Genomic DNA, 23,751 nt, shown 5'->3' with positions numbered 1-23,751 from the left:
ATACATGTATGTATGTAGGTGGGGGTGGTGACGATGGCGGGGAACGGGAAGCGCGCTCCTCGGGAGTCGCAGGCGGACCGGCGGGCCCGGACCAGAAACGCTCTGCTGGAGGCAGCGGCGCGCGGGCTGTCCACGTACGGGTACGCCAACTTGGTGTTGGAGCGCGTCGCAGGCGAGGCGGGCTATACGCGCGGCGCGCTGTACCACCTGTTCGCCAACAAGGAAGACCTGGCGCTGGCGGTGGTGCGATGGGTCGAGGAGACCTGGGACGCCGAGGTCGGTCATCTCGCCGCCGCGCAGGCCGACCCGGTCGACGCGCTGATCGAGATGGCGCGGGGCCATGCGGTCTACTGCCGCCGGGACGTGGCCAACGTGATGATGACCCTGAGAGTCGAGTTCGCCGGCCAGGACCATCCGGTCGGCCGGGCGATCACGGAGATCGTCGACCGGCTCGAAGCCGACTGCGCCGCCCTCATCACCGCCGCGCGTGACAGCGGCGCCATCCCGCCCGGGCCGCCACCGGCGGTCATGGCGTCGGCCTACCTCGGCGTCGTCGAGGCGGTCGGCATCGAGCTCGCCGGCCACGCACCCCACGACACCGAACTCGCCGTCCGCGCCGTCCGAGGCCTGCTCGGCCTGCCACCCGTCACGCCCGATGGGCCGCGCACTCCCCGGACCACATGAGGATCCCTGTTATGGAGGACCAGAAATGAAGCTCCCCAACTCAGCCCACACCGCGCGTCCCTGGCGCATCCATGAGGTCGCCCCTGGCTTCCAGATAGAGGACGTCTGGGCGCTGCCGACGCCGGGCGGCCCCGACGACTTCCCCCGGCTGGTGTCGACCATGATCTCGGACTCGGGCTCGGGCGGCAGCTTTCCGGACGGCGCCAATGTCGTCGTCCGGTTCCTCTGGAAGACCCGGGAGAAGGTGGGCGCCCTGCTCGGTCTGGACGCCAAGAACGCCGGCGTCGGCTCCCGGGTGACCTCACTGCGGGACCGCCTGCCGAGCGACCTGCGCGAGGCGCCCCGGGGCCCGGACTTCACGGACGTACCCCTCACCTCGGTCTACCTGCTCGCCGACGAATGGGCGTCGGAGATGGCCAACCGGACTGTCCACAGCGTCATGCACGTCGCCTGGGTCAAAGACGAATCCGGCGGTCACCGCGGCCAGATGACGGTCCTGGTCAAGCCGAACGGGCCGCTCGGCGCCGCGTACATGGCCGCGATCAAGCCGTTCCGCTCGCTGTTCGTGCTACCGGCGCTCATGCGCTCCATCGAACGTGACTGGGCGGCGCGCGCCGGCGACACGAGGAAGGCGTAGCGAGTTTCACCGGTCGGCATACTGCGCGGCGTACTCCGGCGAGGGTGGGATGGGCGTGATGACGTCGATCAGGACGTTGTTCGGGTCGGCCACGATGAAGTGACGCTGCCCGAAGTCTTCGCTGCGCAACTCAAGGAGGGGCCGCAGTCCTTCGCGCACGACGAGCCGGTCCCACTCCGCGTCGACGTCCGCCACCTCGAAGTTGAGGAGCAGCCCCTGGGCGGGGACGCGGTGGCCTTCGGGGATGGTGGGGTGGGTGTGGTCGAGGAGGGCGAGTTCGTAGCCGGGGTCCCCGTCGTGGCGCAGGCTGACGTACCAGTCCGTCGCGAAGGTCGTCTTGAACCCCAGCAGCCGCGTGTAGAAGTCGTGGGACTCCTCCAGCTGTGCCGTGCCGATCACCGGATAGAAGCTGGTCGTTTGCATGACGGAGACCTCTTTCGCGTACCGTTGGTATGCGAAAAGTATTCGCGTACCGTTGGTATGTCAAAGAGTGTGTTCGAGGAGAGGAACGCGATGCCGCAGCACGGCGTCCGGGTGCAGCAGCGGGAACAGACCAGGCAGGCGCTGCTGCGGGAGGGCAGGCGCCTGTTCGCCGACCGCGGGTACGCCACCGTCAGCCTGGCCGAGATCGTCGGCGCCGCCGGGGTGACCAAGGGGGCGCTGTACCACCATTTCGCCGGTAAACCGGAGCTCTTCCATGCCGTCTTGGAGGAAGTGCAGCAGGAGGTGGGGCGGCGCGTCGCCAAGGCCGCCGACGGCCAGGGCGATCCATGGGACCAATTCACCGCAGGCTGCCAGGAGTTCCTCGCCGCGGCCACCGATCCGGACATCCAGCGGATCATGCTCATCGACGGGCCCGCGGTGCTGGGGTGGGGCGAGTGGCGCGCGATGGACGAGGCGGCATCGGCCCGACACCTCGCCGATGCGCTGACCTCCCTCGTCGAGGCGGGAATCATCGCGGACCAGCCAGTCGCGCCCTTGGTCCATCTGCTGTCGGGGGCGATGAACGAGGCAGCACTCTGGCTGGCGGCCTCCGGCGACCCCAGGGACCTGGCACATACCTGGGAGGCGTTGAGGAAATTGCTCGAGGCGTTGCGCACCGACTGACCGCCGACAGTGAACTCGACACGGCTGCGGCCCTGGACATGGTCGATGTCCAGGGCCGCTTTCGTGCCTAGGCGTCAGCCGATGCCGTTTCCTCGGCCGCCGTCGTCGATGCCACCGCTGTGGGCGCCGCCGTCACCGCCGTCGCCTGCGTCGCCATCCTGCGCGCCGCCGTCACCGCCGTCGCCTGCGTCACCGTCCTGTGCGCCGCCGGTCTCGGTGCCACCGTCATCATTGCCGTCACCTTCACCGGCGCCGGGACCGCCCCCGCCGATCTGGGCGCCGACAGCGTCCAGGGCCGTGGTCACCGGCTGGAAGAACGTCTCACCGCCCGAGGTGCAGTCGCCGCTGCCGCCCGAGGTGAGGCCGACGGCGTCTCCGTCCCGGGTGAACAGGGCGCCGCCACTGTCACCGGGCTCCGCGCAGACATTGGTCTGGATGAGCCCCGAGACCGTGCCCTCGGGGTAGTTCACGGTGGCGTTGAGCCCGGTCACCTGGCCGTCCCGCAGACCGGTCGTGCTGCCCATCCGGAACACCTGCTGGCCGACCGCCGCGTCGACCGCCTGCTTGATCTCCAAGGTCCGACCGTCGCCGGTGTCCACGGCGCTCGGAGCCTCGATGTTCGGGTCGTCGTACGTCACGAGCGCGAAGTCGCCCTCACCGGGGAAGACGGCCTCCTGCACGGTTCCGATCGGCTGGCCGTTCTGCTGCTCCGACCAGCGCTCGGTGGCGACACCGCAGTGCCCCGCCGTGAGGAAGCCGGCCTGACCGTCCTGGGTGGTGACGTTGAAGCCGAGCGAACAGCGCGCGCCGCCCCCGAAGATGGCGTCGCCGCCCTCGATGAAGGGCTTGAACTCACCCTTGGACTTCTGGATGCGGGCAACGCCGTCGCCCAGCGAACGGACCGCGCTCTCCACCTTGTCCCAACGCTCACCGGTGACCGTACGGTCGGCGGTGACCAGGATCTGGTTCGTCCTCGGGTCGACGGCCCACGCGGTGCCGGGTACCGACGCCTTGTCGCTCAGCGAGCCCATGGCGGAGGTGAGCGCCGAGAAGCTGTTCCGCACGCTGCGCGCGACGGCGCCGGCCTTCTCGACCTCGACGTCGGCCTTGTCGTTGCCGCCCACGACGTTGACGACGAGCTGCTGCTTGTCCGCGTCGTAGTACGCGCCGCCGTAGGAGTCGCCGAGCTGCTTGCCCAGCTGCTGAAGGACGTCCGCGGCCGAGGCGGCACTCATCTTTCTCGGCGAGCCCGCCTGCTCGCCCGCCCCGTCCTGCGAGGCATTGGCCTGCGGCAGCAGGATCGCCGCCGCGGCAATGCCCACCGCCCCGGCCCCCGCGAAAATCGCCTTCCGCCTGGGTATTCGCCTGTGACTCAACTCTTCGCCTCCTGCGAGGGTACGGACTGCGGCCGCCGAGAGGGCGACCTGGGGGGACGCGTCCGGCCTCTCATACGTATGACGGGAGGGGTTCTGTTCATCGCCTGCGCAAAGAACTGATCCACCGCCCGGCCTGCGAGGAGAAACCCCTCAGCCCGGCAGCGTTCGTACCTGCGCATCAGGGAGCTTGGCCCACCAGTGGTGGTGGCGGCTGTAGACCCGGGGGTCGCGGTCGGCCAGCAGCGCCGTCAGGGAAGCGGCCTCCTCCGCCAGCCCGTCCCACACCCCGCGGGGGAGATCGTGGAACGCCGTCGCCTCGATCCCGCCGTCGACCGGGCGCCAGACGCCGGCGACGTAGCCGTCGACCAGCAGCGTGGGCAGTACGTCTCCGTTGATACGGATCACCAGCGGGCGGTAGGCCGGCGGGATCAGGCGGCTGCGGTCGGCGTAGGCCAGCAGGACGCTGTCCCACATCGCCATCAGCCGGGGCGGTGCCGGCGTGTCGGCCGGTGGACGCGCGGCACCGGGAAGGTCGAACAAGGCAACGCCGTCAGGTCCGTCGATCTGCTCCACAGCACCGTCGAGCGCGCGCAACGCCTGGCGGACGCGGCTCCGCTGCGCCATCGCGAACTGCGCCACGTCCGCCACCGACGCGGGACCGTACCCTTCCAGATAGCGCAGTACGAGGGCCTGAAGCGCCTCCGAGGCATCCCAAACGACCCCCGGCACAGGTGCCTGCTCCGCCCCCGCGCCCGTCCCCGCCCCCACGGCGACGTACGACGGACGGAACCCGAACGACCACGGTCCGCCCGTGGGGACGTGGAGCAGCGGCGCGTACGCCCGTAGGCCCCACCACGCTCCGGCCTTCTTCTCTGTACCGAGCCGTTCCTCGAGCCACGCCTCCATCTCTGCGATCGTCCGCGGCCGGTCGGCGAACGCCAGCAGCCCCGGCACCAACTCCTCCGCGTCCGCGGGCGTGAGGCCCGCGGCGGCGAAACGGTGACCGAGGCGGGAGGCGTACAGCGTCGGCCCCATCGCCGCACGGAAGACCTGGTAGTCGTCGGCGTGAATCGCGTGCAGCGTGATCCGCATCAAGGTTGCCTTGACGACCGTACGCTCGGTGAAGGCGGCGTCCAGATCGGCCGGAGCGAAGCCGTCGAGCCGGTTCCACAGCGCCAGATACGGCGAAGCCGCGTGCTGCGCCTGCAGCGCGACCAGGCGACGGACCGCGTCGACGACGTCGAGCGACTCCCGCCGTAGCAGCAGCTGGCGGCTGAGCGTTGCCCGGTTGAGTGCGCGCGCGGTGATCTCCACGGCCGAGGATTGTGCCGTGGACCGCCCCGAGCCCGCCAGTGCCCGGTCGCTGCGGGGAGGTCACATCAGCACGTCAGACGGCCGACGGGGAACCGGTGTTGACATGAACCGACGCGATGCGGTCCAGGTCGTCGAAGAGCACGTCCACCGTGCCGCCGTCCGGGAGGCCCGCACTGATGCGGTCGGCCCCGGCGCGGCGGGGGAGTTCATGGTGGGCGAAGTAGCCGTCCACGACCTCCCGGGCGGAGCCGCCGAGCAGGGCGGCGCCGGACATCAGCACGCGAGGGAGAGTGATCGCGTTCGGCTCGGCGCGGGGCACCTGCGGGTCGTCGGGGACCATGTACGCGCGGGCGCTCGGGTTCGCCTGGACGCCGATGTAACCGGCGGCGCCGAGAACGCCCATCGCCGTGAAGGCCAGGGTCTCGGCGGCCCGCCGGGGGTCGTCGTGGCCGGCGAGGTGGATCAGTTCGTTCGCGAACTCCGGCAGACCGTGCTCCTGCCCGTACCGCCGTAGCTTCTCCGCGGCGTCGACCACCGGCGACCCCTCGAAGCCGGGGTTGGCCCAGGCCCACAGCCATGACTGATCGTCGGTGTCGAAGGTGCCGAGCAGGGAGATGCGCAGCTCACGCCCGGACTGGCGGTACAGGCACTGCCCGAGGTCGGCACTCCACTCGCCCATGGGTATGAACTCGTTGAAGGTCTCGAGCTGTTCGGCACCCCAGGCGGAGTGTCGCTCGGTGAGGCGGAGGAACGGGGCGCTGAAGGTCGTGATCATGCGCATGACCCTATGACAGGTGGCGGGGGCGATCGGCCGCCGGTACGCGGCAACGTGAGGGTGAGGGTGAGGGTGAGGGGAGCAGGAGCGGCGCCGCCGCGACCGTCGGCGGCCCCTTCAGCTCGAACCGCACCAAGTCTGCGCCGCCGCGCCGCTCCCCTCGGCTCAACTCGCCGCCACGTTGCGCATCATGCGCTGGAGCACCCTCAGCGTCGTCACGTAGTCCGCGTCGTCGATGCCCGCGTGTATCTGCTCACGCCAGGCGGGTGCGTGGGCCTTGAGGTCCGCCCGCGCGGCGTCCCCGGCGTCGGTGATCCACAGCCGCCCCTCACTGTCCTGTGTCACCCATCCGCGGTCCAGCATGGTCACGGCTTCCGCGGCGAGATCGTCCTCGAACCGCAGGTACGTTCTCATGGCTTCGACGAGTTCGGCGACGGTCATTCCGTGCCCGTCCACCGAGATGTCGTTCTTCGAAAGGTGCCTGAGGATCCAGTACTGCGGCTGGGTGAAGCCGAGTTCGGCCTGCCGGCCACGAATGAACCCGATGATCTCCTCATAGGCCATTCCGGTCCAGTAGGCGACCGGCTGAGCAGCGAGCTCCTGGTCCGAGTACGTCGCGGTCTCCATGATGTGCCCCCTGAGCTGGTGATCGGCTGAACAAGATCACCGTAAAATCTCAAGTTCACTTGAGGTCAAGGGGTCGTGTTCTGTCAGCCCGGGATGAACTCGGCCTGCTGGGTCCGCGTCCGGGACGCGGACCCAGGGCGGGGCCGCCCGCGTTACTGGCCCACCCGGCCGTCGACGCACTCGCGCAGCAGGTCGGCGTGGCCGCAGTGGCGGGCGTACTCCTCGATCCTGTGCACCATCAGCTCCCGAACCGGGATCCCCTTCCTACCCACACGCTCGCCCAAGTCCTCGTGCTCGGCCAGCGCGGCGTCGGTCGCGGCCTGTTCGCGCTCCAGATCGACATACGCGGCGTCGACCACGGCCTGGTCGGCGACGGCTTCGTCGAAGTCCGCGTCACGCTTCCCGTACAGCTTCGGCAGCGGGTCACCGTCGCTGATCCAGTTGTGCCAGTCCCGTTCCACCTCGGCGAGGTGCCGAAGCAGGCCGAGCAGCGACATCGTCGACGGCGGAACCGACCGACGGGCAAGCTGCTCCGCGTCCAGGCCGTCGCACTTCATCCGCAGGGTCAAGCGGTAGCCCGCCAGGAAGTCCTGCAGCGTCGCAAGCTCGCCCTCCGGACTTGCACCGTCCTTCTCTCGGGGGTCGTTGTCCGGGTCGGCCCACATGTCGGGGTAGACGGTTGCCTGGGTCCATCGCGCGGGCTGGTCACTCATGTGCGCATGATCGTCGGTGGTGGCCCGAGTTCGCCACCCGTTTTCGCTTCGGAACGGTGGACGTAGTCCTTCCATAGACGCAAGGCCGCGCTGAGTCCCGCTCGTCCTCGGCTGATCGCTGTACGCGTAGCATGTCGCAGGGGAGCCGCCTAGCCCGATGACCACCGGCCTGGCGGCGCTGAAGAGGCGGGGGATGATCGCAATGCGCTGGCGTCGGCAGGCACCGCTCGGTGTGAACGTTCTGCTCGGCATTCCCGGTGTGGTGCCGATTTGGTTGCTGTGGTACGTCGCGGCCAACGGGCCGCTGGCGGACCTTGGTCTGACCGAACGGGAACCGACGGAGAACGACGGCCTGCTGGGCTGGCTGCTGATCATCGCCCCGATCGTCGGGGCATACGGGTTGCTCTGGTGGCTGGCCAACCAGCCCCTCCGGCGCAGGAGCTCGCTGGCCCGCAGCACGTACTGGCCGCTCAGCGTCGCGGCCACCCTTCTCCCCACGCTCATCCTGATCATCGGCCCCTGGGCAACGAGCTAACCCAGGCACCCGCGGCTTCACCTCGGCAGCCCGTTGTCGAACGAAGGGCAGAGGGCGCGGCCATGGCAGCCATCCTGCCCGGCACGGGGGCACCGGCAGGGACCGGCGGACCCGGGAATGCCGGATGGTCACCGCTCCTGCGAGCGTCCGCGCGCCAAGGGGCTTCGTGCTGACGTTTTCCAGGGACGGAGTACGCCGGGTCCGGATGCGGTAGGGCGCTACCGCGGGGCCGGTTCCGTCTCGATGCGGCGGGCCGTCACCAGCCAGGCGGTGCTACGGAGCCGGACCGCGTGGTCCTTTTCGTGGGGGAGTAGCGCGTCCCGCAGAGCGCTACGGGCCCGGGTTCCTGTGGCCGGGTCCACCTGGGCGAGCAGGTGGCGGCCCGGGCCCGAGTCCAGGAGGAAGTCGGCGGCGTCCTGGGCGTCAACTCCCCACGTGCCGTACGCCGCCACCCGCTCGGTGCGGATGTCCGTGAATCCGGCCGCGGAGAGGATCTCGGTGGTGCGGGCGGGGTCCGCGAGGGAGAACATGCCTGGGGAGCCGGGCGAGCCGAACTCGCCGACCGGGAGGATCCCGCGCAGGGAAGTCAGGGCCGTGAGCCACTCGTTGCTCTCCGCCTCGGCGGCGCAGACGAACGCCAGGCGTCCGCCCGGTCGAAGGGCGCGTCCGATGTTGGTGAAGGCGGCGACGGGATCGGCGAAGAACATCACGCCGTAGCGGCTGATGGCGACGTCGAAGGCGCCGGGCGGGAACCCGTGCGTCTGGGCGTCGCCTTGGAGGAACTCCGCGTTGGCCACGTGCTCTTCGCGGGCAGTGGCGCGAGCGCGTTCGAGCATGGGGGCCGAGAGGTCGAGACCGACGGCCCGGCCGGCCGGGATCCTGCCGGCGGCGAGGCGGGTGGTTCGGCCGGCGCCGCAGCCGATGTCCAGGATCTGGCCGGCGTCGGCGACGTCGGCGGCGTCGAGGAGGGTGTCGTTGAAGCCGTCGTTGACGGCGTCCCAGCGATCCTGGTGGCGGGCCCAGTGGTGGCCCTCGTATCCGTTCCAGGCCTGGGACTGCTCGGTGTTGACGATGTGTTCCATGCGAGACCTCACTAGTATGGGCGAGTGCCCAAACAGTATGGGCGCTCGCCCATACTTGCAATCGGCTTTCGGAAAGAGGTGGCATGTCACCGCGTGGCGTGGCGATTCCCGACGTACGTGACCGGCTGTTCGCGGCCGCGGAGCGCGTGGTCATCCGCGAGGGGCCCGCCGCCCTGACGAGCAGGGCGGTGACTACGGAGGCGGGCGTTGCCAAAGGTGCTCTGCACGCCCACTTCGCGGGGCTGGACGAGTTCGTCGCCGAGCTGATCCTCGACCGGTTCGCCCGTACGGCCCGCCAAGCCGCTGAGCTTCCGTCACTGGTGGGCAGGGAGACCGTGGCCGGCAACCTCGTCACCGTCGCGCTGGCGCTGCTGACCTCCGTGGATCCGGCCGTGGTCGCTCTGGCGATGACCCGCCCCGCGGCCTCGGTGCACGCGCGTCAGGGGTTGGAGGCGGGGGCACCGGCGTTCTCGGCCGTCCAGGACGCGGTCGCCGCCTATCTCGATGCCGAGAGCCGCCTCGGCCGGATCCCTTCCGGCGCCGACACCGCGACGATGGCTCTCGCCCTGGTGGGGACGGTCCACCACCTGCTCATGACGCGCGTTCCGGGCGGTCAGGAGCCCCGCGAGCTGGCGGAGAAACTGGTCGCCCTCCTGGTCGGCGCCTGAGTCGGGGATGCCCCGGGGGGTCCGCAGAACGGCGCCGCCGCTCCCATGGGGCAAGTGCGCCGGAAGCTTGCGTGGCGCGTCAAAGGTGATCTACGCTCCGAATTGCACTTAGTTCAAGTGAGCGGGGGGATGGGAAGCGCCGCCCATCCACTCCACAGCGAAAGGCGTGACCTCGTCACCATGAAACGTTCAAGAACGGGCGGGGGAGGGCGCGCGGTCGCCCTCGTGACCTCGCTCGCCAGTACCGCCGCCCTCCTGGGCCTCACCGCCGCGCCGCCCGCCGCCGCCAGCGGCACCGAACTGCACCCGACGCCCCAACTGGGCGTCCAGCAGGTCCTCTTCGAGTCCGGCACCGCCGGCTACGGCTGCTTCCGTATACCCACCCTCGTGCGTACGAAGAGCGGCGCGCTCCTCGCCTTCGCCGAGGCCCGGACCTCCCCGTCCTGTGCGGACCGCGGCCCTATCGACACCGTCGTCCGCCGCTCCACCAACGACGGCCGCACCTGGAGCCCCATCCGGGTCGTCCTGTCCGGCAAGCCCGGCGACCCGCACGCCCCGTACACCCGCGGCAACGCCTCCCCCGTCGCCGACATCAGCGAGGACGGACAGGGCCACGTCTTCCTCCTCTCCAACGGCGAGGCGCCCGTACCCGGCGGCAGCAAGCGCCAGTCATGGGTGCAGACGAGCACCGACGACGGCCTCACCTTCGGTGAGCCCGAGCCGGCGCCGCTTCTGTCGGACGACGGCTCGGTCTGGTTCGGTACCGGCCCCTCCCACGGCATCCAGATCACCGAGGGGGAGCACAAGGGCCGCCTCGTCGTGGGCGCGTACCAGAGCGTGAGCGACACCGACCAGCGCGCCGGCATCCTCTACAGCGACGACCACGGCGCGAACTGGAAGGCCGGTGGTACCGAGAACTCCTTCGTCAAGGACCAGGCGAAGCCCGGCGAGCCGGTCGTCGCCGAGCTGCCCGGCGGCAAGGTCTACGTCAGCGCCCGCTCCCCGTACAGCACCGGCCACCGCATGCACGCCGTCAGCGGCGAGGGCGCCGACGGCCCGACGGTCCCGAAGTTCGGGCACACCGTCGGCTGGGTCGGTCCCGACGTCCAGGTCGGCCTGCTCGCCCCGCGGAAGACGTACGAGAAGACGCCCGGCGACGTGCTCCTGATGTCCACCCCCACGCACGCGACCAACCGCGAGGGGATGTGGATCCGCTACTCCCTGGACGACGGCGCCTCCTGGACCGACGCGCCCGGCGGACAGCTCAGCCAGGTGGATGGCACCGGCCGTCCGAACCGGGCCAGTTACTCCGACATGGCCGAGCTCTCCGAGGGCGAGATCGGCGTCGTCCACGAAGGCGGTACGTCCTTCTCCGCCCAGCACATCTACTTCAACAGGTTCAATCCGGCGGCGCTGAAGCTCCCGACGGCGATCACGGTCCCGGCCACTGTCCTGCCGCAGACCAGCCCCGCCCCCGGCCGCACCACACCGGACACGACCGCCGAGGCCAACGACGCCTACCTGGCCGGTCAGGCACAGCTCGGCGGCGAAGCCGCCCGGCCGCCCGCCAAGCCCGAGGGGCACATCGGCCAGGGACTCGTACTCGACGGCAAGGGCTCCCACGCCGACCTGCCGTACACCCCGTCCCTCGACCCGGTCACGGGTGACGTCACATACGCGCTGTCCTTCAAGTACAGCGCGACCTCCACGACCCCGCAGCAGACCCTGATGTGGGCGTACGGCGTCGGCAGCAACCGGCCCCAGGTGTGGATCCGCGCCCAGCCCGCCCAGAACCGGATCACGGCCTGGGTGGAAGGCGACAAGCGCCACGCCGCACTGGCGGTGGAGGCGCCGGAAACGGCCAAGCCGGGCTTCGGCGACGGCACATGGCACCACCTGACGCTCACGCGCAGCGGAACCACCCTCACCCTGCGCGTGGACGACAAGACCACCGAGGTCAAGGACAAGCTCGACACGAACGGCAACGTCGTCGACCGGCCCGGCGACGTGGGCCGACTGGCCGTCCCGCGCACGGCCGACCCCCTGGGCATCCGCCTCGGCGACAAGCCCGGCACCGACGCGCTCGACGGTTTCACCGGTGTCCTGGACGAGTTCCGACTCTACCGGCGCGGTCTGACAGCCCAGGAGGCGAAGAACCTCCAGAGCGCCGCGACCGCACAGGCCGTTGGCGGCGGCCTCGCCGCCCACCTGCCCTTCGAGGTCGTCGACACCGCGACCCAGGCCGCCCTCACCACCGTCCGCATCCAGGACGACGCCTCCGGCAACTGCCTCGACGGCACCCTCCTCGGAACGGCCGACCCGGAGGCGAAGGAGCCGAAGCCGATCCAGGTGAAGGGCCGGATCAGCGGCGGCGCCCTGGCCGTCGGGAGCGACCTGCCGGGCGTGGAGGTCCCGTACACGCCCGCCGCGGACACGGACGGCAAGGACTTCACCTTCACCCTCTGGTTCCGCTACCGCGCCGCCGACGTGACCGACGAGGCCGTCCTGCTGTGGGCGTACGGCTCAGAGTTCAACGGGCAGTCGCTCTGGGTCCGGGTCCGCCCCGGCCGCGACATGCTGACCGCGCGGGCCACGACCGACACCACCACGTCCCTCGCGATCGACCTGAAGGACGATCAGGCCGATCGCGCCGCCTTCGGCGACGACGTCTGGCACCTGCTCACCCTCATGCGGCGCGACGGCAGACTGACCCTCGGCGTCGACGGCATCGACGACGCCCACTCCACCACCTCCGCGACGGAGCTGACCGGATCGTTCACCAAGGGCAGCGCCACGCCGGAGGGCATCAGGATCGGCTCGAAGCCCGGCGGGGAGGACGTCCTCACCGGCGCGCTCGACGACTTCCGCTTCTACCGGCGGGCCCTGACCGACCTCGAGCTGAACACGAACATCCTGAAGATCGCCGAGGGGAAGTGGAGCCCCCCGATGGACCCCGCCCTGTGGTGGACCATGGAGGGCGGCAACACCGAACAGCACCTGGTCATGCGGCCCACGATCGACGCCAGTACGCGAGCCACCCCCGGCACCTCGAAGCACTGCGGCCACGCGTACGTCCGCGGCGGCGCCATCCCGACGGAAGCCGCCGGGAAGTACGAGCGCGGTATCGGCTTCGACGGCACGGACGACCTCGTCGAGCTGCCGCACGGCGACGCCAGGGCGCTGGGTGACGGCGACTTCACCCTGTCCACCTGGGTGCGCTACCGGAGCGCCGACAACACCACCCCGGCGCTGGTCTGGGCGTACGGCTACGGTCCGGCCGAGCGCCAGCTCTGGATCAGGGCCGTGCCGGAGCAGAACAAGGTCGTCGCCCACTTCCAGACCGACACCGCCACCACCAGCCTCGAAGTCGTCGCCCCGGCGGGCGTCGACTTCGGCGACGACAGCTGGCGGCTGGTGTCGCTGCGCCGTGACGGTGACCGGCTGGTCCTGTCCGTGGACGGCTGGTCCACCGAGAAGACGGGCCAGTCCGGCTCGCTCACGTACGGGGACTCCTTCGAGGTCCGCGGCATCCAGCTCGGCGCCCGCCCGAACGGCGGGGCGGCCGACCGGTTCAAGGGCGCGATGGACGAGTTCCGCCTCGACCGCCGATTCTTGTCGGACACCGAACTGGGCGCTCTGCGCGCGGCGCAGGCTCCGGCGGCGACCTCCAGCGCCACGGTGGTCCGTCTGCCGTTCGACACCGTCACGAAGACGGGAACCTTCGCCCGCATGTGACCAGGGGACGGGGCCGCATGTGCCCCAGGGGGCCGTACCGGCAGCCGGTACGGCCCCCGCCCCCTTTCCGCTTTCCGCGCCGAATTTCCGGAACTCAATTTCCGTACCGAGTTACCCGGCAGCGTGTCGAGGCGCGGCTTGACCGGCCCGGATCAATACTTTGACGAGTAATTTCCGTCTCATGGATTCAGGTACGGAGTTGCCATGGCCACCTATGAAGAGGCGAGAGCGAACAAGTTCGCCAAAGCCACGACCACGACCGTCACCGGCGTGTCGCTCGACGTTTCCGACGACCATCCGCTCCGGCGGGCCGGCAATCAGCCATTCCAGCTGTGCGTGTGCGTGACCGACCCCTGCCCGTGCGCCGACGGCCCGATCATCTGGGTGGGCGAGGAGGCTGTGCGCGACCGCCCCGGAACAGGCCGGCGGACAACTGCCGGCGACGAAATCCGCGAATTCGCGATCGACGCCGACGCGCCGGTGGTCATCGAATCCTTCCGCAGCGTCAAAGCATCCGAACTCGCGGGCGCCACGAAGCCGACCCACGCCCGCGGCACGGGAGCCCCGCCGTTCATCATCCGCCGTCGCCAGGGCGCCCCGCACCGCACTTCCTCCGGCCCCAGGCGCGCCGGCGGACCGGGCGGACCGTGCGGGCCTTGCGGCGGCCACATGTCACCGCAGCTGCGCGCCGATCCTGGATGCACCGACATCGAAGTGGAAGAGGACGGCACGACCTACTGCTTCGTGGAGAGCAGTGAGCACTACTGCATCTACGAACTCTGCTGACCCCAAAAGCCCGGGGGCCAGTACGGACCGCGACCGAACGCCTACGCTCCGAGGCCCGACCGGACGCACATCCGGAGGCACGATTCTGCTGAGCCTGGGCAGGCGCGGGGCAGGGCCCGGCGGCGTACAGGTCGAGGGAATGAGTCGGTCAGGGTGGGGTACGCGGTGGAATGAACCCAATTGTCCTGATGGACGGAGGGAAAAACCGTGAGCATGGTGAAGCAGTCCATCGACGTGGATGTTCCGCTGCGCATGGCCTACAACCAGTGGACTCAGTTCGAGGAGTTCCCGAGGTTCATGGAGGGAGTGGAGGACGTCCAGCAACTCGACGACCAGCACTGCCACTGGCGGACCAAGGTCGCCGGGGTCGAGCGGGAGTTCGACACCGAGATCGTCGACCAGCTGCCCGACGAGCGCATCTCCTGGCGGACCGTGGGCGGGGAGGTCAAGCAGAAGGGCGTCGTCACGTTCCAGCCCCTCGACGAGGCCCACACGCGCGTGAGCCTCGCCATGGACTTCGAGCCCGAGGGGATCCCCGAGAAGATGGGTGACGCCCTCGGCGTCCTCGACCGGCGCGTCAAGGGAGACCTGAAGCGCTTCAAGGGCTTCATCGAAGAGAGCGGTGAGAGCCGCGGCTGGCGTGGCCGGATCGCCCCTACGGACGCGGAAGGCGGCGCCATGCCGCCCGGCGGCCAGACCGGCATGACCCCCACGGATGCGCCGAGGCGGGAGGCGCCGGGCTCCGGAATGCTGTGAGCCACCGGCCGGACTTACGTGCCGGAGAAGGCGTACGGCCCCGGCGGCGGGCTTGAGGATGTCAGCCCGCCGCCGGGGCCTTTTCCGCTCCTCCACCGTGCGACTCCGCGCAGTCCCCCTTGAGAAGAAGGGCGTCCATGCTTTCCACGCTTTCCTCCCCCGCCGTCACGATGCCCGCCCTCGCCGCCTCCGGCTCGCCTTCTCTCCTGCTGATCCTGGTCGGCGTGGTGGTGGCCGGGATGCTGATCTTCGCGATCTGGTGGGGAAGCCGGCGCGTCGCCCGCCGCCGGCGCGCCGCCGACATGCCTCAGCCACCCGCCGCGCAGGCCAGGCGTGAGAGCTGGACAACCCCCGAGGACCCCGCGGGCAAGGAGGGACCCCCGTCCGTGAGCTGAGGAGCGAGACCGGAGGGGGTTCGTTCCGCCCCCGGCCGGGGGAGCGGCCACCGCCGTCCGAGGGACAGCCGTGCCCGTCCGGCGTCCCGTGCGGCGCGGCCACGGTAGGTGTCCTGGCGACGGGCACATCGCCGACAGGAGGGGCAGCCGTGGCGAACCATTCCGAGGGGACCAGCTCCCGCATCACGTTGCAGGTGAACGGCGAGGAGTACACGCTCACCTTGGACCACAGAGTCACTCTCCTCGACGCCCTGCGCGAGCACCTCGATCTGGTCGGTGCCAAGAAGGGATGCGACCACGGGCAGTGCGGCGCCTGCACCGTTCTGCTCGACGGCCGGCGCGTCAACAGCTGTCTGCTGTTCGCCGTCGCACAGAACGGCGCCTCGGTGACCACGGTGGAAGGTCTCGGCGACGCCGCGGGGCTGCATCCCCTCCAGACGGCCTTCCTGGAACGGGACGCCTACCAGTGCGGGTACTGCACCCCCGGCCAGCTCTGCTCCGCCCTGGGCATGTTCGTCGAAGTCGCGGGGGAGGCCGGTCCCGAGCCGCCCTCCGACCTCACCCGCGACGAGATCGCCGAGCTCATGAGCGGGAATCTCTGCCGCTGTGGCGCCTATCCGCGCATCGTGGACGCCGTCATGGACGTGATCGCGTGAAGCCTTTCGCCTACGTGGCCGCCACGAGCCTGGCCGAAGCCGTCGACGCCCATGGAGGTCGACCAGGCTCCCGCTATCTCGGCGGCGGCACCAACCTCGTGGACCTCATGAAACTCGGCGTCGAACGCCCCGACACGCTCGTCGACCTCACCCGGCTGCCCCTCGACGCGATCGAGGAGACCGCGGACGGCGGGCTGCGGGTCGGCTCAGGCGTACGGAACAGCGACTTCGCCGCCCACCCCCTCGTCGCCGCCCGCTATCCGGTCGTCTCGCAGGCCCTGCTGGCAGGCGCCTCGGGGCAGCTGCGCAATGTCGCCACCACCGGCGGCAACCTGTTGCAGCGCACCCGCTGCTCGTACTTCCAGGACATCTCCAAACCCTGCAACAAGCGCGAGCCGGGCAGCGGCTGCGGCGCCCGGGACGGGGTCCACCGCGACCACGCCGTCCTCGGCCACTCCGTGCACTGCATCGCCACCCAGCCCTCGGATCTGGCGGTGGCGCTGGCCGCCGTCGACGCCCAGATCGAGCTGCGGGGCCCGCAGGGGCTCCGTACCGTGCCCGCCACCTCGTTCCACCGGCTGCCGGGCGACAGCCCGGAACAGGACACGGTCGTGACCCCCGGCGACATCGTCACCGCCGTCCTCCTCCCGCCGGGCCCGGCCGGGCTCCCGTCGCGCTACCGCAAGGTCAGGGACCGCGCGTCGTACACCTTCGCGCTCGCCTCGGTCGCCGCCGTGCTCGACCTCGACGCGGGGCGCGTCCGTCACGTCGCAGTCTGTTTCGGCGGGCTCGCCCACCGGCCCTGGCGCGCCACGATCACCGAGGAACGCCTGCACGGCGCCGTACCGACCGAGGAGGCCGTACGGCAGGCGGTGGAGGCCGAACTCCTCCAGGCCCAGCCGCTGCGTGACAACGGCTACAAGATCGGCCTGGCGAGGAACCTCGCCTGCGACGTGGTCACCACCCTCGCACGCTCAGCATCCGGATGATCCCCGCCGCTCCACCGACCTCCATGATCCCCCGCATCCGACCTCGGACGAACGAGTAGGCACCATGGACTCCACCACCGTCGGCATCGGCACCGGGACCGCCCTCGCCCCCGGCTCCGCGCTCGGCACGCCCGTCACCCGCCGGGAGGGCTGGGAGAAGGTCACCGGCACCGCCCGCTACGCCGCCGAGCACACTCCGCCGCGATGCGCCCACGCCTGGCCCGTCCCCGCCACCGTCGCCCGGGGGCGGGTCACCGCCGTCGACACGGCGGAGGCCGTGGCCCTGCCCGGAGTCCTCGCGGTCCTCACCCCGTTCGACGCGCCTCGACTGGGCCCCGCCGACGATCCCGAGCTCCGCGTCCTCCAGGACGCCGTGGTGCCCCACCACGGCTGGTACGTCGCCCTGGCCGTAGCCGAAACGCTGGAGACCGCCCGGGAAGCGGCACAGGCCGTACGCGTCACCTACGAGACCGACCCCGACACCCCGCACGACGTGGTCCTCACCGTCGACCACCCCGGCGCCTACACGCCGGAGAAGGTCAACGGCGACGATCCCGCCCACCGCGAACAGGGCGATGCCGCCACCGCCTTCGCCGCCTCGCCCGTGCGCGTCGAGTGCACGTACAAGGTCCCGCCGCTGCACAACCACCCCATGGAACCGCACGCCGCCACCGCCCACTGGGACGGCGGCACCGGCCGGCTCACCGTCCACGACTCCAGCCAGGGAGCAGGACCCGTACGGACAGCGCTGTCCACCCTCTTCGACCTGCCGGAGGACAGCATCACCGTCATCTCCGAGCACGTAGGCGGGGGATTCGGGTCCAAAGGCACCCTGCGGCCGCATGTCGTCCTGGCCGTGATGGCCGCCCGCCACACGGGCCGGCCCGTCAAACTCGCCCTGCCGCGACGCCACATGGCCACCGTCGTCGGCCACCGCGCCCCGACCCTGCACCACGTGAGACTCGCGGCCCGCGAGGACGGCGTCCTGACCGCCCTTGCCCACGAGGTGACGACGTACACCTCCCGCATCAGCGAGTTCGTCGAGCAGGCCGCCGTACCCGCCCGTGTCATGTACGCCGCCCCCGCCCACCTCACCACCCATCGCGTGGTCGCGCTCGACGTGCCCACGCCCTCCTGGATGCGCGCCCCTGGGGAGTGCCCCGGCATGTACGCGCTCGAATCGGCCATGGACGAACTGGCCGACGCCCTCGGCCTCGACCCCGTCGAACTACGGATCCGCAACGAGCCTGCCACCGAACCCGAAAGCGGCCGTCCTTTCAGCAGCCGTCACGTGGTCGACTGCCTGCGCGAAGGCGCCGCACGATTCGGCTGGTCCGCGCACCGCACGCCCCGCAGGGAGGGGCCTTTGCTTATCGGTACGGGGGTGGCGGCCGCGACCTACCCCGTACTCGTCTCGCCCTCCACGGCACGGGCCCACGCCCTCCCGGACGGCACGTACGTCGTCGAGGTCAACGCCACCGACATCGGCACCGGCGCCCGTACCGTCCTGGCGCAGATCGCGGCCGACGCCCTCGGCGTGCCGCTCGCCAAGGTCACCACGGCGATCGGCCACACGAGGCTCCCCGAGGCCCCGCTGGCCGGCGGCTCCTCCGGCACGGCGTCCTGGGGCTGGGCCGTCCATGACGCGTGTACGGCCCTGATCGCCCGCCTCGGCCGCCACGAAGGGCCGGTGCCCGACGGCGGACTCTCCGCTTCCGCCGACACGACGGCGCACGCCAAGCAGCGCTCTCCGTACGCTCGGCACGCCTTCGGCGCCCAATTCGCCGAGGTGCAGGTCGACACGGTCACCGGAGAGGTGCGCGCCCGGCGCCTGCTGGGCGTGTTCGCCGCGGGCCGCATCCTCAATCCCCTGACGGCACGCTCACAGTTCGTGGGCGGCATGATCATGGGGCTGGGCATGGCCCTGACGGAACACAGTACGACGGACCCGGCCTTCGGGGACTTCCCGGAGAGCGACCTGGCGTCCTATCACGTACCGGCGCACGCGGACGTACGCGAGATCGAGGCGCACTGGATCGAGGAGGACGACAAACACCTCAATCCGGCCGGCGGCAAGGGCATCGGTGAAATCGGCATCGTGGGCACTGCGGCGGCCGTCGGCAACGCCTTCTGCCATGCGACGGGCCGCCGCCTGCGTGAACTGCCCCTGACTCCGGACCGCGTCCTCGCCGTTCTCGGCTGAGCCCCTGTCGGTGCCTGATCACTCTACGGCGGGCGGAGCGAGTCCAGCGTGGCGTGCGCGGTGGCGAGGAGGACGTTCCGCTCTCCGTGCACCCGGGCCAGCACGCGCAGGCCGTAGTACGCGCTCTGCACCTGGCGGGCGAGGACGCGCGGGGCGCGGTCCGTGCGGATCTCACCCGCGGCCTGCCCGGCGGCCACGACCGTGTGGATCGCGTCCTCGACGCTGTCGAAGGTGCGGCGCACCACCTTCCTGACGTCCGGGTCCAGCGCCGCCACGTCGATCGCCGCATTGACCGCGAAGCAGCCACGCAGGTCGATGCCTTCCGCGGCCACGTCGGTGTCGATGGCGTGCGTCATCAGGGCGCGCAGCCGGTCCTCCGCCGTTCCGGGACGGGAGAGGAGCTCCACTTGGTCGGCGGTGGCGGTCTCGTGGTAGCGCTCCAAGGCGCGCAGATAGAGCTGTCGCTTGCCGCCGAACGCGTTGTAGAGGCTGGACGGCCCGAGGCCGGTGCTGTCGCACAGGTCGCGGGTGGAGGTGCCCTCGTACCCCTGACGCCAGAAGGTCTCCATCGCCGCGCCGATGACACGGTCCTCGTCGAACTGTCGTGGCCTGGCCATGCGCCCACTCTAGATGGCGCCGATCGCCTCGATCTCGATCAGCCATGCGGGATCGGCGAGCGCGGCGACCTGGACGAACGACTCGGCGGGGAAGGGGTCGGCGTACGACTCCTCGCGCACCTGCGCGTAGAGGTCTTGGTGCGCGATGTCCGTGACGAAGACGGTGACCTTGACCAGGCGGTCGAGGCCGGAGCCGGCGTGCCGCAGGACGGTGCCGACGTTGGCCATGGCCTGGCGGGCCTGCGCCGCGAAGTCCCCGGGCGCGACGGTCTTTCCGTTCTCGTCCACGGGTGCCTGACCCGAGGTGAAGACCAGGTCGCCGATGCGCATACCGAGCGAGATGCGGGTCGGGGCGTACCAGTTGGGGTCGAGGGTGACGCCGGTGGGGGTGGGGGTGGCGGACTGGGGCATGGTGGCGTTCCCTCTTCTCGGCTGACTGTGTCGCGGTCTCCGGACGGGACGCTAGCATGTTTTGAAGCGTTCGATTCAAAACTCGGGAGTGCGGTGAGGAGGGAGCCGGTGCGATCTCCCCCGCACCGCGTCATGTCGGAACTCCTGTGCGCCCAGAACCATCCATTCCTCTGGACCGCCCATCGCGCCGCTGCCACCATGCTCCAATGCGGACACCCCTCTTACGGATCATCGCTCTGGCCGTGCTGTTCCCCCTGGTCAGCTGCGGTACGAACACGGACGACGACGGCACCGGAAGGGATCAGCCCACGAAGTCTCCGACGCCGAGGCCGGCGAAGGAGACGCCACGTCCCGGCGATCAGACGGTCACCATGACGTGGAAGGGCAAGCAGCGCGTCTACACGGTCCACGCGCCGCCCGGCTACACGCCCACCGAGCAACTCCCCCTGGTCGTCGTCATGCACCCCTACCCGGCCGACGGCGCGTACGCCGCCAAACTGACCGGCTTCAACGCCAAGGCCGACAAGGAACGATTCCTCGTCGCCTATCCGAACGGCATCGATCAGGGGTACAATGCCCTCGTCTGCTGTGGCCACGAGGACGACGTCGGCTTCATCGGCGCGATGACGAAGCGCCTCGTCGACACATGGAAGGCCGACCCCCGGCGCATCTACGCCACCGGTATTTCCAACGGCGCGGACATGTCCTTCAAACTCGCCGTCGAGCTGCCGGGCACGCTGGCCGCGATCGCCCCGGTCAGCGGCGGCTACATCGGCACGGCCGCGCAGAAACCCACCTACATGCCGAAGACCCCGGTGTCCGTCGTGACCTTCGTCGGCGGCCTCGACAAGTACTACAGGGACTTCGAGCAGGGCATCACGTCCTGGTCGGAACGCCTGGGTTGCAAGGCGGGGCGTACCGAGAAGATCGAGGGCAAGAACACGCGTACGTCGGCGAAATGCCGCGACGCGTCGGAGTTCACGACGTACCGCCTCCCGGACATGGGCCACAACTGGCCGGGCAGCAAGGACCAGACCATGGGCTATCCGGCGACCGGCGTCAACGCGACCGACCTGATCTGGGAGTTCTTCGAGGCACACCCGAAGGTGTCATCCTGAACCCAGGATCGCCTCGCCCGCGGAAGCCCGGCTCATGTTCCGGACGCGCCGGCTCTTTGTGGGTACCTCCAAAGAGCCGGGCTTCTGTCTGCCGACGTTTCATGCCTTCAACCCCTCACCGATTCAAGCCACTTGGCTGTGTACTCCTCCTACGAATCGCAACGAACGTTGCCGCACCATCTTCAAAAGGAGAGAACATGACCGCGCACGCCCAGGAAATGAGCAGCCAGGAGCTGGAGCGCGCCTGGCTGGACGAGGCGATAAGGCTGGCCACCAACAGCGTGACGAGCGGCGGGGGTCCGTTCGGCGCCCTGGTCGTCAAGGACGGCGAGGTCGTCGCGATGGGGAACAACCAGGTCACCGCGGCCCTGGACCCGACGGCGCACGCCGAGGTGAGCGCCATGCGTGCCGCCTGCAAACAACTGGGCACCTTCTCCCTCGCGGGCTGCGTCCTGGTCACCTCGTGCGAACCGTGCCCGATGTGCCTCTCCTCCGCACTGTGGGCCCGGGTCGACCGGCTTGTCTACGCCGCCGATCGGGACGATGCCGCCATGGCCGGCTTCGACGACCGCAGGTTCTACGACCTGTTCGAGAAGCAGCCCGCGTCGAGGTGGCCGATGTCGGTCGAGCGGCTGGACCTGCCGAACCGTACGGCGCCGTTCGACGCGTGGCTGGCCAAGTCCGACCGTATCGACTACTGAGAACCCGGTTCGCCCCGCTGGTCTGTCGCGCCTGGGAGACGGGCCCCGCCCTCACCTCGCCCATGGGTACGGCCACGCGGCGGCCGGTAGCGGGCCGGGGGGATGTCCGGATGTGACACAAGCCCGTCATTGCCGTCGCGCTCGGCGGGGGCCGACGATGGGGACATGTCCGAGATCAGTCACCGCGTCGTGATCGCGGTCTTCCCCGACGTCGATCTGCTCGACGTCACCGGGCCGGCCGAGGTGTTCACGCTGGCCAACCGGGAGTCCGGTGGCCGGGCCCGTTACCGCGTCCAGCTGGCCGGGCCCGGGCGGGCGGGGGAGGCTGTGGCCACCTCGGCGGGCGTGCGCGTGGTCACCGACCTCGGTTTCGCCGACGTCGGCGCCGCGGTGGACACCCTCCTCGTACCGGGGGCGGTCGACGCGTACGCAGACGCGCCCCGGCCGCGCATCGACTCGTACGTCGTGGACTGGATCAAGGACACCGCGCCCCACGCCCGACGGATCGCCTCGGTGTGCGTGGGGGCCCACCTGCTGGCGGCGGCCGGTCTGCTGGACGGCAGGACCGCGACCACACACTGGTCCACCGCCGACCAGCTCGCCGCCGACCACCCCGACGTCACCGTCGACCCCGACCCGATCTTCGTGCGCTCCGGCCGGGTGTGGACCGGAGCGGGCATCAGCGCCTGCCTTGACCTGGCACTCGCCCTCGTCGCCGAGGACCACGGTGAGGACCTCGCCCTGACGGTCGCCCGCCACCTCGTCGTCTATCTCAAACGCCAGGGCGGACAGAGCCAGTTCAGCGTGCCGATCAGCCGCCCGCCGGCCTCCCGCAGGGACATCGACGAACTGCGCCTGTACATCGCCGACCACCTCGGCGCCGACCTGTCGGCGGCCGCGCTGGCGTCACGTATGTGCCTGAGCGAGCGGCACTTCGCCCGCGTCTTCACGCAGGAGACCGGAACCACTCCCGCCGCGTACGTGGAGGCCCTGCGGGTCGAGGCCGCCCGCCGTCTGCTGGAGAGCACCGACCAGCCCCTGGACCACATCGCCCAGGCCACCGGGCTCCGCTCGGTGGAGACCCTTCACCGTGCATTCCAGCGGCAGATCGCCACGAGCCCGGCCGCCTACCGGCGCCGTTTCCGTACCACCACGGCCTGACGGGTCGGCGACCGCGCCGTCCCGTACGCCCCCTTACCCACCTTGCCGGTGCCCACCGGCCCGAAAGGAGATCAACCATGCCCGCTTCCCCCGCCCTTCGCGACGTGATCGGTCTGGACAACCAGCTCCCCAAGCTCGCCGACACCACCCTCCTCCTGATCGACTTCCAGAACACCTATCGCACCGGCGTCATGGCGCTGGAGGGGGCCGAACAGGCCCTGGCCGCCGGCGCGCGGCTGCTCGCCGCCGCCCGCGCCCAGGGCGCGCACGTGGTGCACATCGTCAACGACGGCGGCGAGGGCACCCCGTACGACATCCGCGCCGAGATCGGCGCCATCAGCGCCGAGGTCGCCCCGGTCGACGGGGAGCCGGTGGTGGTCAAACAACTCCCCAACGCCTTCCACGACACGGACCTGGAGAAGACGCTGCGTGAACGGGGCGCGGGCCCGGAGCTCGTGCTGGCCGGATTCATGACGCACATGTGCGTCAGCTTCACCGCCCAAGGTGCCTTCAACCTCGGCTACCGGCCCACCGTCGTCGCCGAAGCCACCGCCACCCGCTCTCTCGCCGGCCCCGACGGGACGGTCCTGCCCGCGGGCACCCTCCACAGCGCCGCCCTGACCACCATCGGCGACCTCTTCGGTCCCGTCGCTCCGCGAGTGGAGGACCTCACGGCCCGCTGACCTGGCGCTCCCGAGCGCCCGA

The 23,751-nt window shown here is 70.4% G+C and carries 25 protein-coding genes; 16 read left to right on the top strand and 9 right to left on the bottom strand.

Translation table 11 applies throughout. The features are described 5' to 3' along the window. The first annotated feature begins 33 nt into the window (after nt 1-33). Nucleotides 34-684: a TetR/AcrR family transcriptional regulator gene (locus tag ACZ7LT_RS29425; RefSeq protein ID WP_471239154.1), complete on the top strand. Its 651-nt coding sequence runs from the start codon at nt 34-36 to the stop codon at nt 682-684. A gap of 25 nt (nt 685-709) precedes the next feature. Continuing rightward, nucleotides 710-1,321 (top strand): DUF2867 domain-containing protein, encoded by a 612-nt coding sequence (locus ACZ7LT_RS29420; RefSeq protein WP_471239153.1) that lies wholly within the window; start codon nt 710-712, stop codon nt 1,319-1,321. 6 nt (nt 1,322-1,327) lie between these two features. On the opposite strand, the gene ACZ7LT_RS29415 is transcribed toward ACZ7LT_RS29420, so the two are convergent. Then, a complete protein-coding gene (locus ACZ7LT_RS29415) occupies nt 1,328-1,744 on the bottom strand; it encodes a VOC family protein (RefSeq protein ID WP_471239152.1) in 417 nt (138 codons plus the stop codon). Nucleotides 1,745-1,834: 90 nt separating this feature from the next. Between ACZ7LT_RS29415 and ACZ7LT_RS29410 the strand changes: the two genes are divergently transcribed. Next, nucleotides 1,835-2,428, top strand: a complete 594-nt coding sequence (locus ACZ7LT_RS29410; protein WP_471239151.1) for a TetR/AcrR family transcriptional regulator — start codon at nt 1,835-1,837, stop codon at nt 2,426-2,428. Between the two features lie 74 nt (nt 2,429-2,502). Here the strand turns inward: ACZ7LT_RS29410 and ACZ7LT_RS29405 are convergent, their stop codons facing one another. The 5 genes from ACZ7LT_RS29405 to ACZ7LT_RS29385 form a co-directional block, all read right to left on the bottom strand. Beyond that, nucleotides 2,503-3,804, bottom strand: coding sequence for a S1 family peptidase (locus ACZ7LT_RS29405; RefSeq protein ID WP_471239150.1), 1,302 nt, complete (start codon nt 3,802-3,804; stop codon nt 2,503-2,505). Between the two features lie 150 nt (nt 3,805-3,954). Beyond that, nucleotides 3,955-5,118 (bottom strand): winged helix DNA-binding domain-containing protein, encoded by a 1,164-nt coding sequence (locus ACZ7LT_RS29400; RefSeq protein ID WP_471239149.1) that lies wholly within the window; start codon nt 5,116-5,118, stop codon nt 3,955-3,957. 73 nt (nt 5,119-5,191) lie between these two features. Beyond that, a complete protein-coding gene (locus ACZ7LT_RS29395) occupies nt 5,192-5,893 on the bottom strand; it encodes a DUF6882 domain-containing protein (protein ID WP_471239148.1) in 702 nt (233 codons plus the stop codon). Between the two features lie 165 nt (nt 5,894-6,058). Then, entirely contained in the window at nt 6,059-6,520 is a 462-nt protein-coding gene (locus ACZ7LT_RS29390; RefSeq protein ID WP_471239147.1) for a MarR family winged helix-turn-helix transcriptional regulator, read from the bottom strand. A gap of 152 nt (nt 6,521-6,672) precedes the next feature. After that, the gene (locus ACZ7LT_RS29385; RefSeq protein ID WP_471239146.1) at nt 6,673-7,233 is read right to left on the bottom strand and encodes a DinB family protein; all 561 of its coding nucleotides are present in this window, start codon (nt 7,231-7,233) and stop codon (nt 6,673-6,675) included. 157 nt (nt 7,234-7,390) lie between these two features. Between ACZ7LT_RS29385 and ACZ7LT_RS29380 the strand changes: the two genes are divergently transcribed. Further along, the gene (locus ACZ7LT_RS29380; RefSeq protein ID WP_471239145.1) at nt 7,391-7,768 is read left to right on the top strand and encodes a hypothetical protein; all 378 of its coding nucleotides are present in this window, start codon (nt 7,391-7,393) and stop codon (nt 7,766-7,768) included. Between the two features lie 218 nt (nt 7,769-7,986). On the opposite strand, the gene ACZ7LT_RS29375 is transcribed toward ACZ7LT_RS29380, so the two are convergent. After that, nucleotides 7,987-8,850 carry a class I SAM-dependent methyltransferase gene (locus tag ACZ7LT_RS29375; protein ID WP_471239144.1) on the bottom strand — a complete coding sequence of 288 codons (864 nt, stop codon included), beginning with the start codon at nt 8,848-8,850 and terminating at the stop codon, nt 7,987-7,989. 83 nt (nt 8,851-8,933) lie between these two features. Between ACZ7LT_RS29375 and ACZ7LT_RS29370 the strand changes: the two genes are divergently transcribed. From ACZ7LT_RS29370 to ACZ7LT_RS29335, 8 genes are all read left to right on the top strand, one after another. Next, nucleotides 8,934-9,518: a TetR/AcrR family transcriptional regulator gene (locus ACZ7LT_RS29370; RefSeq protein ID WP_471239143.1), complete on the top strand. Its 585-nt coding sequence runs from the start codon at nt 8,934-8,936 to the stop codon at nt 9,516-9,518. Nucleotides 9,519-9,698: 180 nt separating this feature from the next. Further along, nucleotides 9,699-13,253, top strand: a complete 3,555-nt coding sequence (locus tag ACZ7LT_RS29365; RefSeq protein ID WP_471239142.1) for a LamG-like jellyroll fold domain-containing protein — start codon at nt 9,699-9,701, stop codon at nt 13,251-13,253. Between the two features lie 204 nt (nt 13,254-13,457). Then, entirely contained in the window at nt 13,458-14,039 is a 582-nt protein-coding gene (locus tag ACZ7LT_RS29360; RefSeq protein ID WP_471239141.1) for a hypothetical protein, read from the top strand. A gap of 207 nt (nt 14,040-14,246) precedes the next feature. Beyond that, entirely contained in the window at nt 14,247-14,795 is a 549-nt protein-coding gene (locus ACZ7LT_RS29355) for an SRPBCC family protein (protein WP_471239140.1), read from the top strand. A gap of 137 nt (nt 14,796-14,932) precedes the next feature. Next, on the top strand, nt 14,933-15,190 hold the full coding sequence (locus tag ACZ7LT_RS29350; RefSeq protein ID WP_471239139.1) for a DUF6479 family protein: 258 nt from the start codon (nt 14,933-14,935) through the stop codon (nt 15,188-15,190). Nucleotides 15,191-15,339: 149 nt separating this feature from the next. Further along, nucleotides 15,340-15,846: a (2Fe-2S)-binding protein gene (locus ACZ7LT_RS29345; RefSeq protein WP_471239138.1), complete on the top strand. Its 507-nt coding sequence runs from the start codon at nt 15,340-15,342 to the stop codon at nt 15,844-15,846. Next, a complete protein-coding gene (locus tag ACZ7LT_RS29340) occupies nt 15,843-16,835 on the top strand; it encodes an FAD binding domain-containing protein (RefSeq protein ID WP_471239137.1) in 993 nt (330 codons plus the stop codon). The genes ACZ7LT_RS29345 and ACZ7LT_RS29340 overlap by 4 nt, the downstream gene beginning before the upstream one ends. Nucleotides 16,836-16,899: 64 nt before the next feature. Further along, a complete protein-coding gene (locus ACZ7LT_RS29335; protein ID WP_471239136.1) occupies nt 16,900-19,038 on the top strand; it encodes a xanthine dehydrogenase family protein molybdopterin-binding subunit in 2,139 nt (712 codons plus the stop codon). A gap of 23 nt (nt 19,039-19,061) precedes the next feature. On the opposite strand, the gene ACZ7LT_RS29330 is transcribed toward ACZ7LT_RS29335, so the two are convergent. Further along, nucleotides 19,062-19,655, bottom strand: coding sequence for a TetR/AcrR family transcriptional regulator (locus ACZ7LT_RS29330; RefSeq protein ID WP_471239135.1), 594 nt, complete (start codon nt 19,653-19,655; stop codon nt 19,062-19,064). A 9-nt stretch (nt 19,656-19,664) separates the two neighbouring features. Further along, a complete protein-coding gene (locus ACZ7LT_RS29325) occupies nt 19,665-20,066 on the bottom strand; it encodes a RidA family protein (RefSeq protein WP_471239134.1) in 402 nt (133 codons plus the stop codon). A gap of 206 nt (nt 20,067-20,272) precedes the next feature. Between ACZ7LT_RS29325 and ACZ7LT_RS29320 the strand changes: the two genes are divergently transcribed. The 4 genes from ACZ7LT_RS29320 to ACZ7LT_RS29305 all read left to right on the top strand — a co-directional run bounded on the left by ACZ7LT_RS29320 (nt 20,273) and on the right by ACZ7LT_RS29305 (nt 23,729). Beyond that, nucleotides 20,273-21,184: a CE1 family esterase gene (locus tag ACZ7LT_RS29320; RefSeq protein ID WP_471239133.1), complete on the top strand. Its 912-nt coding sequence runs from the start codon at nt 20,273-20,275 to the stop codon at nt 21,182-21,184. Between the two features lie 197 nt (nt 21,185-21,381). Continuing rightward, a complete protein-coding gene (locus ACZ7LT_RS29315) occupies nt 21,382-21,885 on the top strand; it encodes a nucleoside deaminase (protein WP_471239132.1) in 504 nt (167 codons plus the stop codon). A gap of 165 nt (nt 21,886-22,050) precedes the next feature. Continuing rightward, nucleotides 22,051-23,046 (top strand): GlxA family transcriptional regulator, encoded by a 996-nt coding sequence (locus tag ACZ7LT_RS29310; protein ID WP_471239131.1) that lies wholly within the window; start codon nt 22,051-22,053, stop codon nt 23,044-23,046. 77 nt (nt 23,047-23,123) lie between these two features. Further along, nucleotides 23,124-23,729 (top strand): isochorismatase family protein, encoded by a 606-nt coding sequence (locus ACZ7LT_RS29305; protein WP_471239130.1) that lies wholly within the window; start codon nt 23,124-23,126, stop codon nt 23,727-23,729. The last annotated feature ends 22 nt before the right edge of the window (nt 23,730-23,751 follow it).

It is taken from the genome of Streptomyces sp. NPDC039465, from assembly GCF_055639315.1.
This window is presented reverse-complemented; position numbering and strand designations above follow the sequence as displayed.

Bases quoted from the DNA above. Each gene is read 5' to 3' on its own strand.
- ACZ7LT_RS29360 (WP_471239141.1), top strand. From the start codon at position 13,458: ATGGCCACCTATGAAGAGGCGAGAGCGAACAAGTTCGCCAAAGCCACG.
- ACZ7LT_RS29395 (WP_471239148.1), bottom strand. From the start codon at position 5,893: ATGATCACGACCTTCAGCGCCCCGTTCCTCCGCCTCACCGAGCGACAC.
- ACZ7LT_RS29335 (WP_471239136.1), top strand. From the start codon at position 16,900: ATGGACTCCACCACCGTCGGCATCGGCACCGGGACCGCCCTCGCCCCC.
- ACZ7LT_RS29330 (WP_471239135.1), bottom strand. From the start codon at position 19,655: ATGGCCAGGCCACGACAGTTCGACGAGGACCGTGTCATCGGCGCGGCG.
- ACZ7LT_RS29310 (WP_471239131.1), top strand. From the start codon at position 22,051: ATGTCCGAGATCAGTCACCGCGTCGTGATCGCGGTCTTCCCCGACGTC.
- ACZ7LT_RS29315 (WP_471239132.1), top strand. From the start codon at position 21,382: ATGACCGCGCACGCCCAGGAAATGAGCAGCCAGGAGCTGGAGCGCGCC.
- ACZ7LT_RS29390 (WP_471239147.1), bottom strand. From the start codon at position 6,520: ATGGAGACCGCGACGTACTCGGACCAGGAGCTCGCTGCTCAGCCGGTC.
- ACZ7LT_RS29375 (WP_471239144.1), bottom strand. From the start codon at position 8,850: ATGGAACACATCGTCAACACCGAGCAGTCCCAGGCCTGGAACGGATAC.
- ACZ7LT_RS29350 (WP_471239139.1), top strand. From the start codon at position 14,933: ATGCTTTCCACGCTTTCCTCCCCCGCCGTCACGATGCCCGCCCTCGCC.
- ACZ7LT_RS29425 (WP_471239154.1), top strand. From the start codon at position 34: ATGGCGGGGAACGGGAAGCGCGCTCCTCGGGAGTCGCAGGCGGACCGG.
- ACZ7LT_RS29370 (WP_471239143.1), top strand. From the start codon at position 8,934: ATGTCACCGCGTGGCGTGGCGATTCCCGACGTACGTGACCGGCTGTTC.
- ACZ7LT_RS29325 (WP_471239134.1), bottom strand. From the start codon at position 20,066: ATGCCCCAGTCCGCCACCCCCACCCCCACCGGCGTCACCCTCGACCCC.
- ACZ7LT_RS29415 (WP_471239152.1), bottom strand. From the start codon at position 1,744: ATGCAAACGACCAGCTTCTATCCGGTGATCGGCACGGCACAGCTGGAG.
- ACZ7LT_RS29320 (WP_471239133.1), top strand. From the start codon at position 20,273: ATGCGGACACCCCTCTTACGGATCATCGCTCTGGCCGTGCTGTTCCCC.
- ACZ7LT_RS29365 (WP_471239142.1), top strand. From the start codon at position 9,699: ATGAAACGTTCAAGAACGGGCGGGGGAGGGCGCGCGGTCGCCCTCGTG.
- ACZ7LT_RS29385 (WP_471239146.1), bottom strand. From the start codon at position 7,233: ATGAGTGACCAGCCCGCGCGATGGACCCAGGCAACCGTCTACCCCGAC.
- ACZ7LT_RS29380 (WP_471239145.1), top strand. From the start codon at position 7,391: ATGACCACCGGCCTGGCGGCGCTGAAGAGGCGGGGGATGATCGCAATG.
- ACZ7LT_RS29305 (WP_471239130.1), top strand. From the start codon at position 23,124: ATGCCCGCTTCCCCCGCCCTTCGCGACGTGATCGGTCTGGACAACCAG.
- ACZ7LT_RS29410 (WP_471239151.1), top strand. From the start codon at position 1,835: ATGCCGCAGCACGGCGTCCGGGTGCAGCAGCGGGAACAGACCAGGCAG.
- ACZ7LT_RS29420 (WP_471239153.1), top strand. From the start codon at position 710: ATGAAGCTCCCCAACTCAGCCCACACCGCGCGTCCCTGGCGCATCCAT.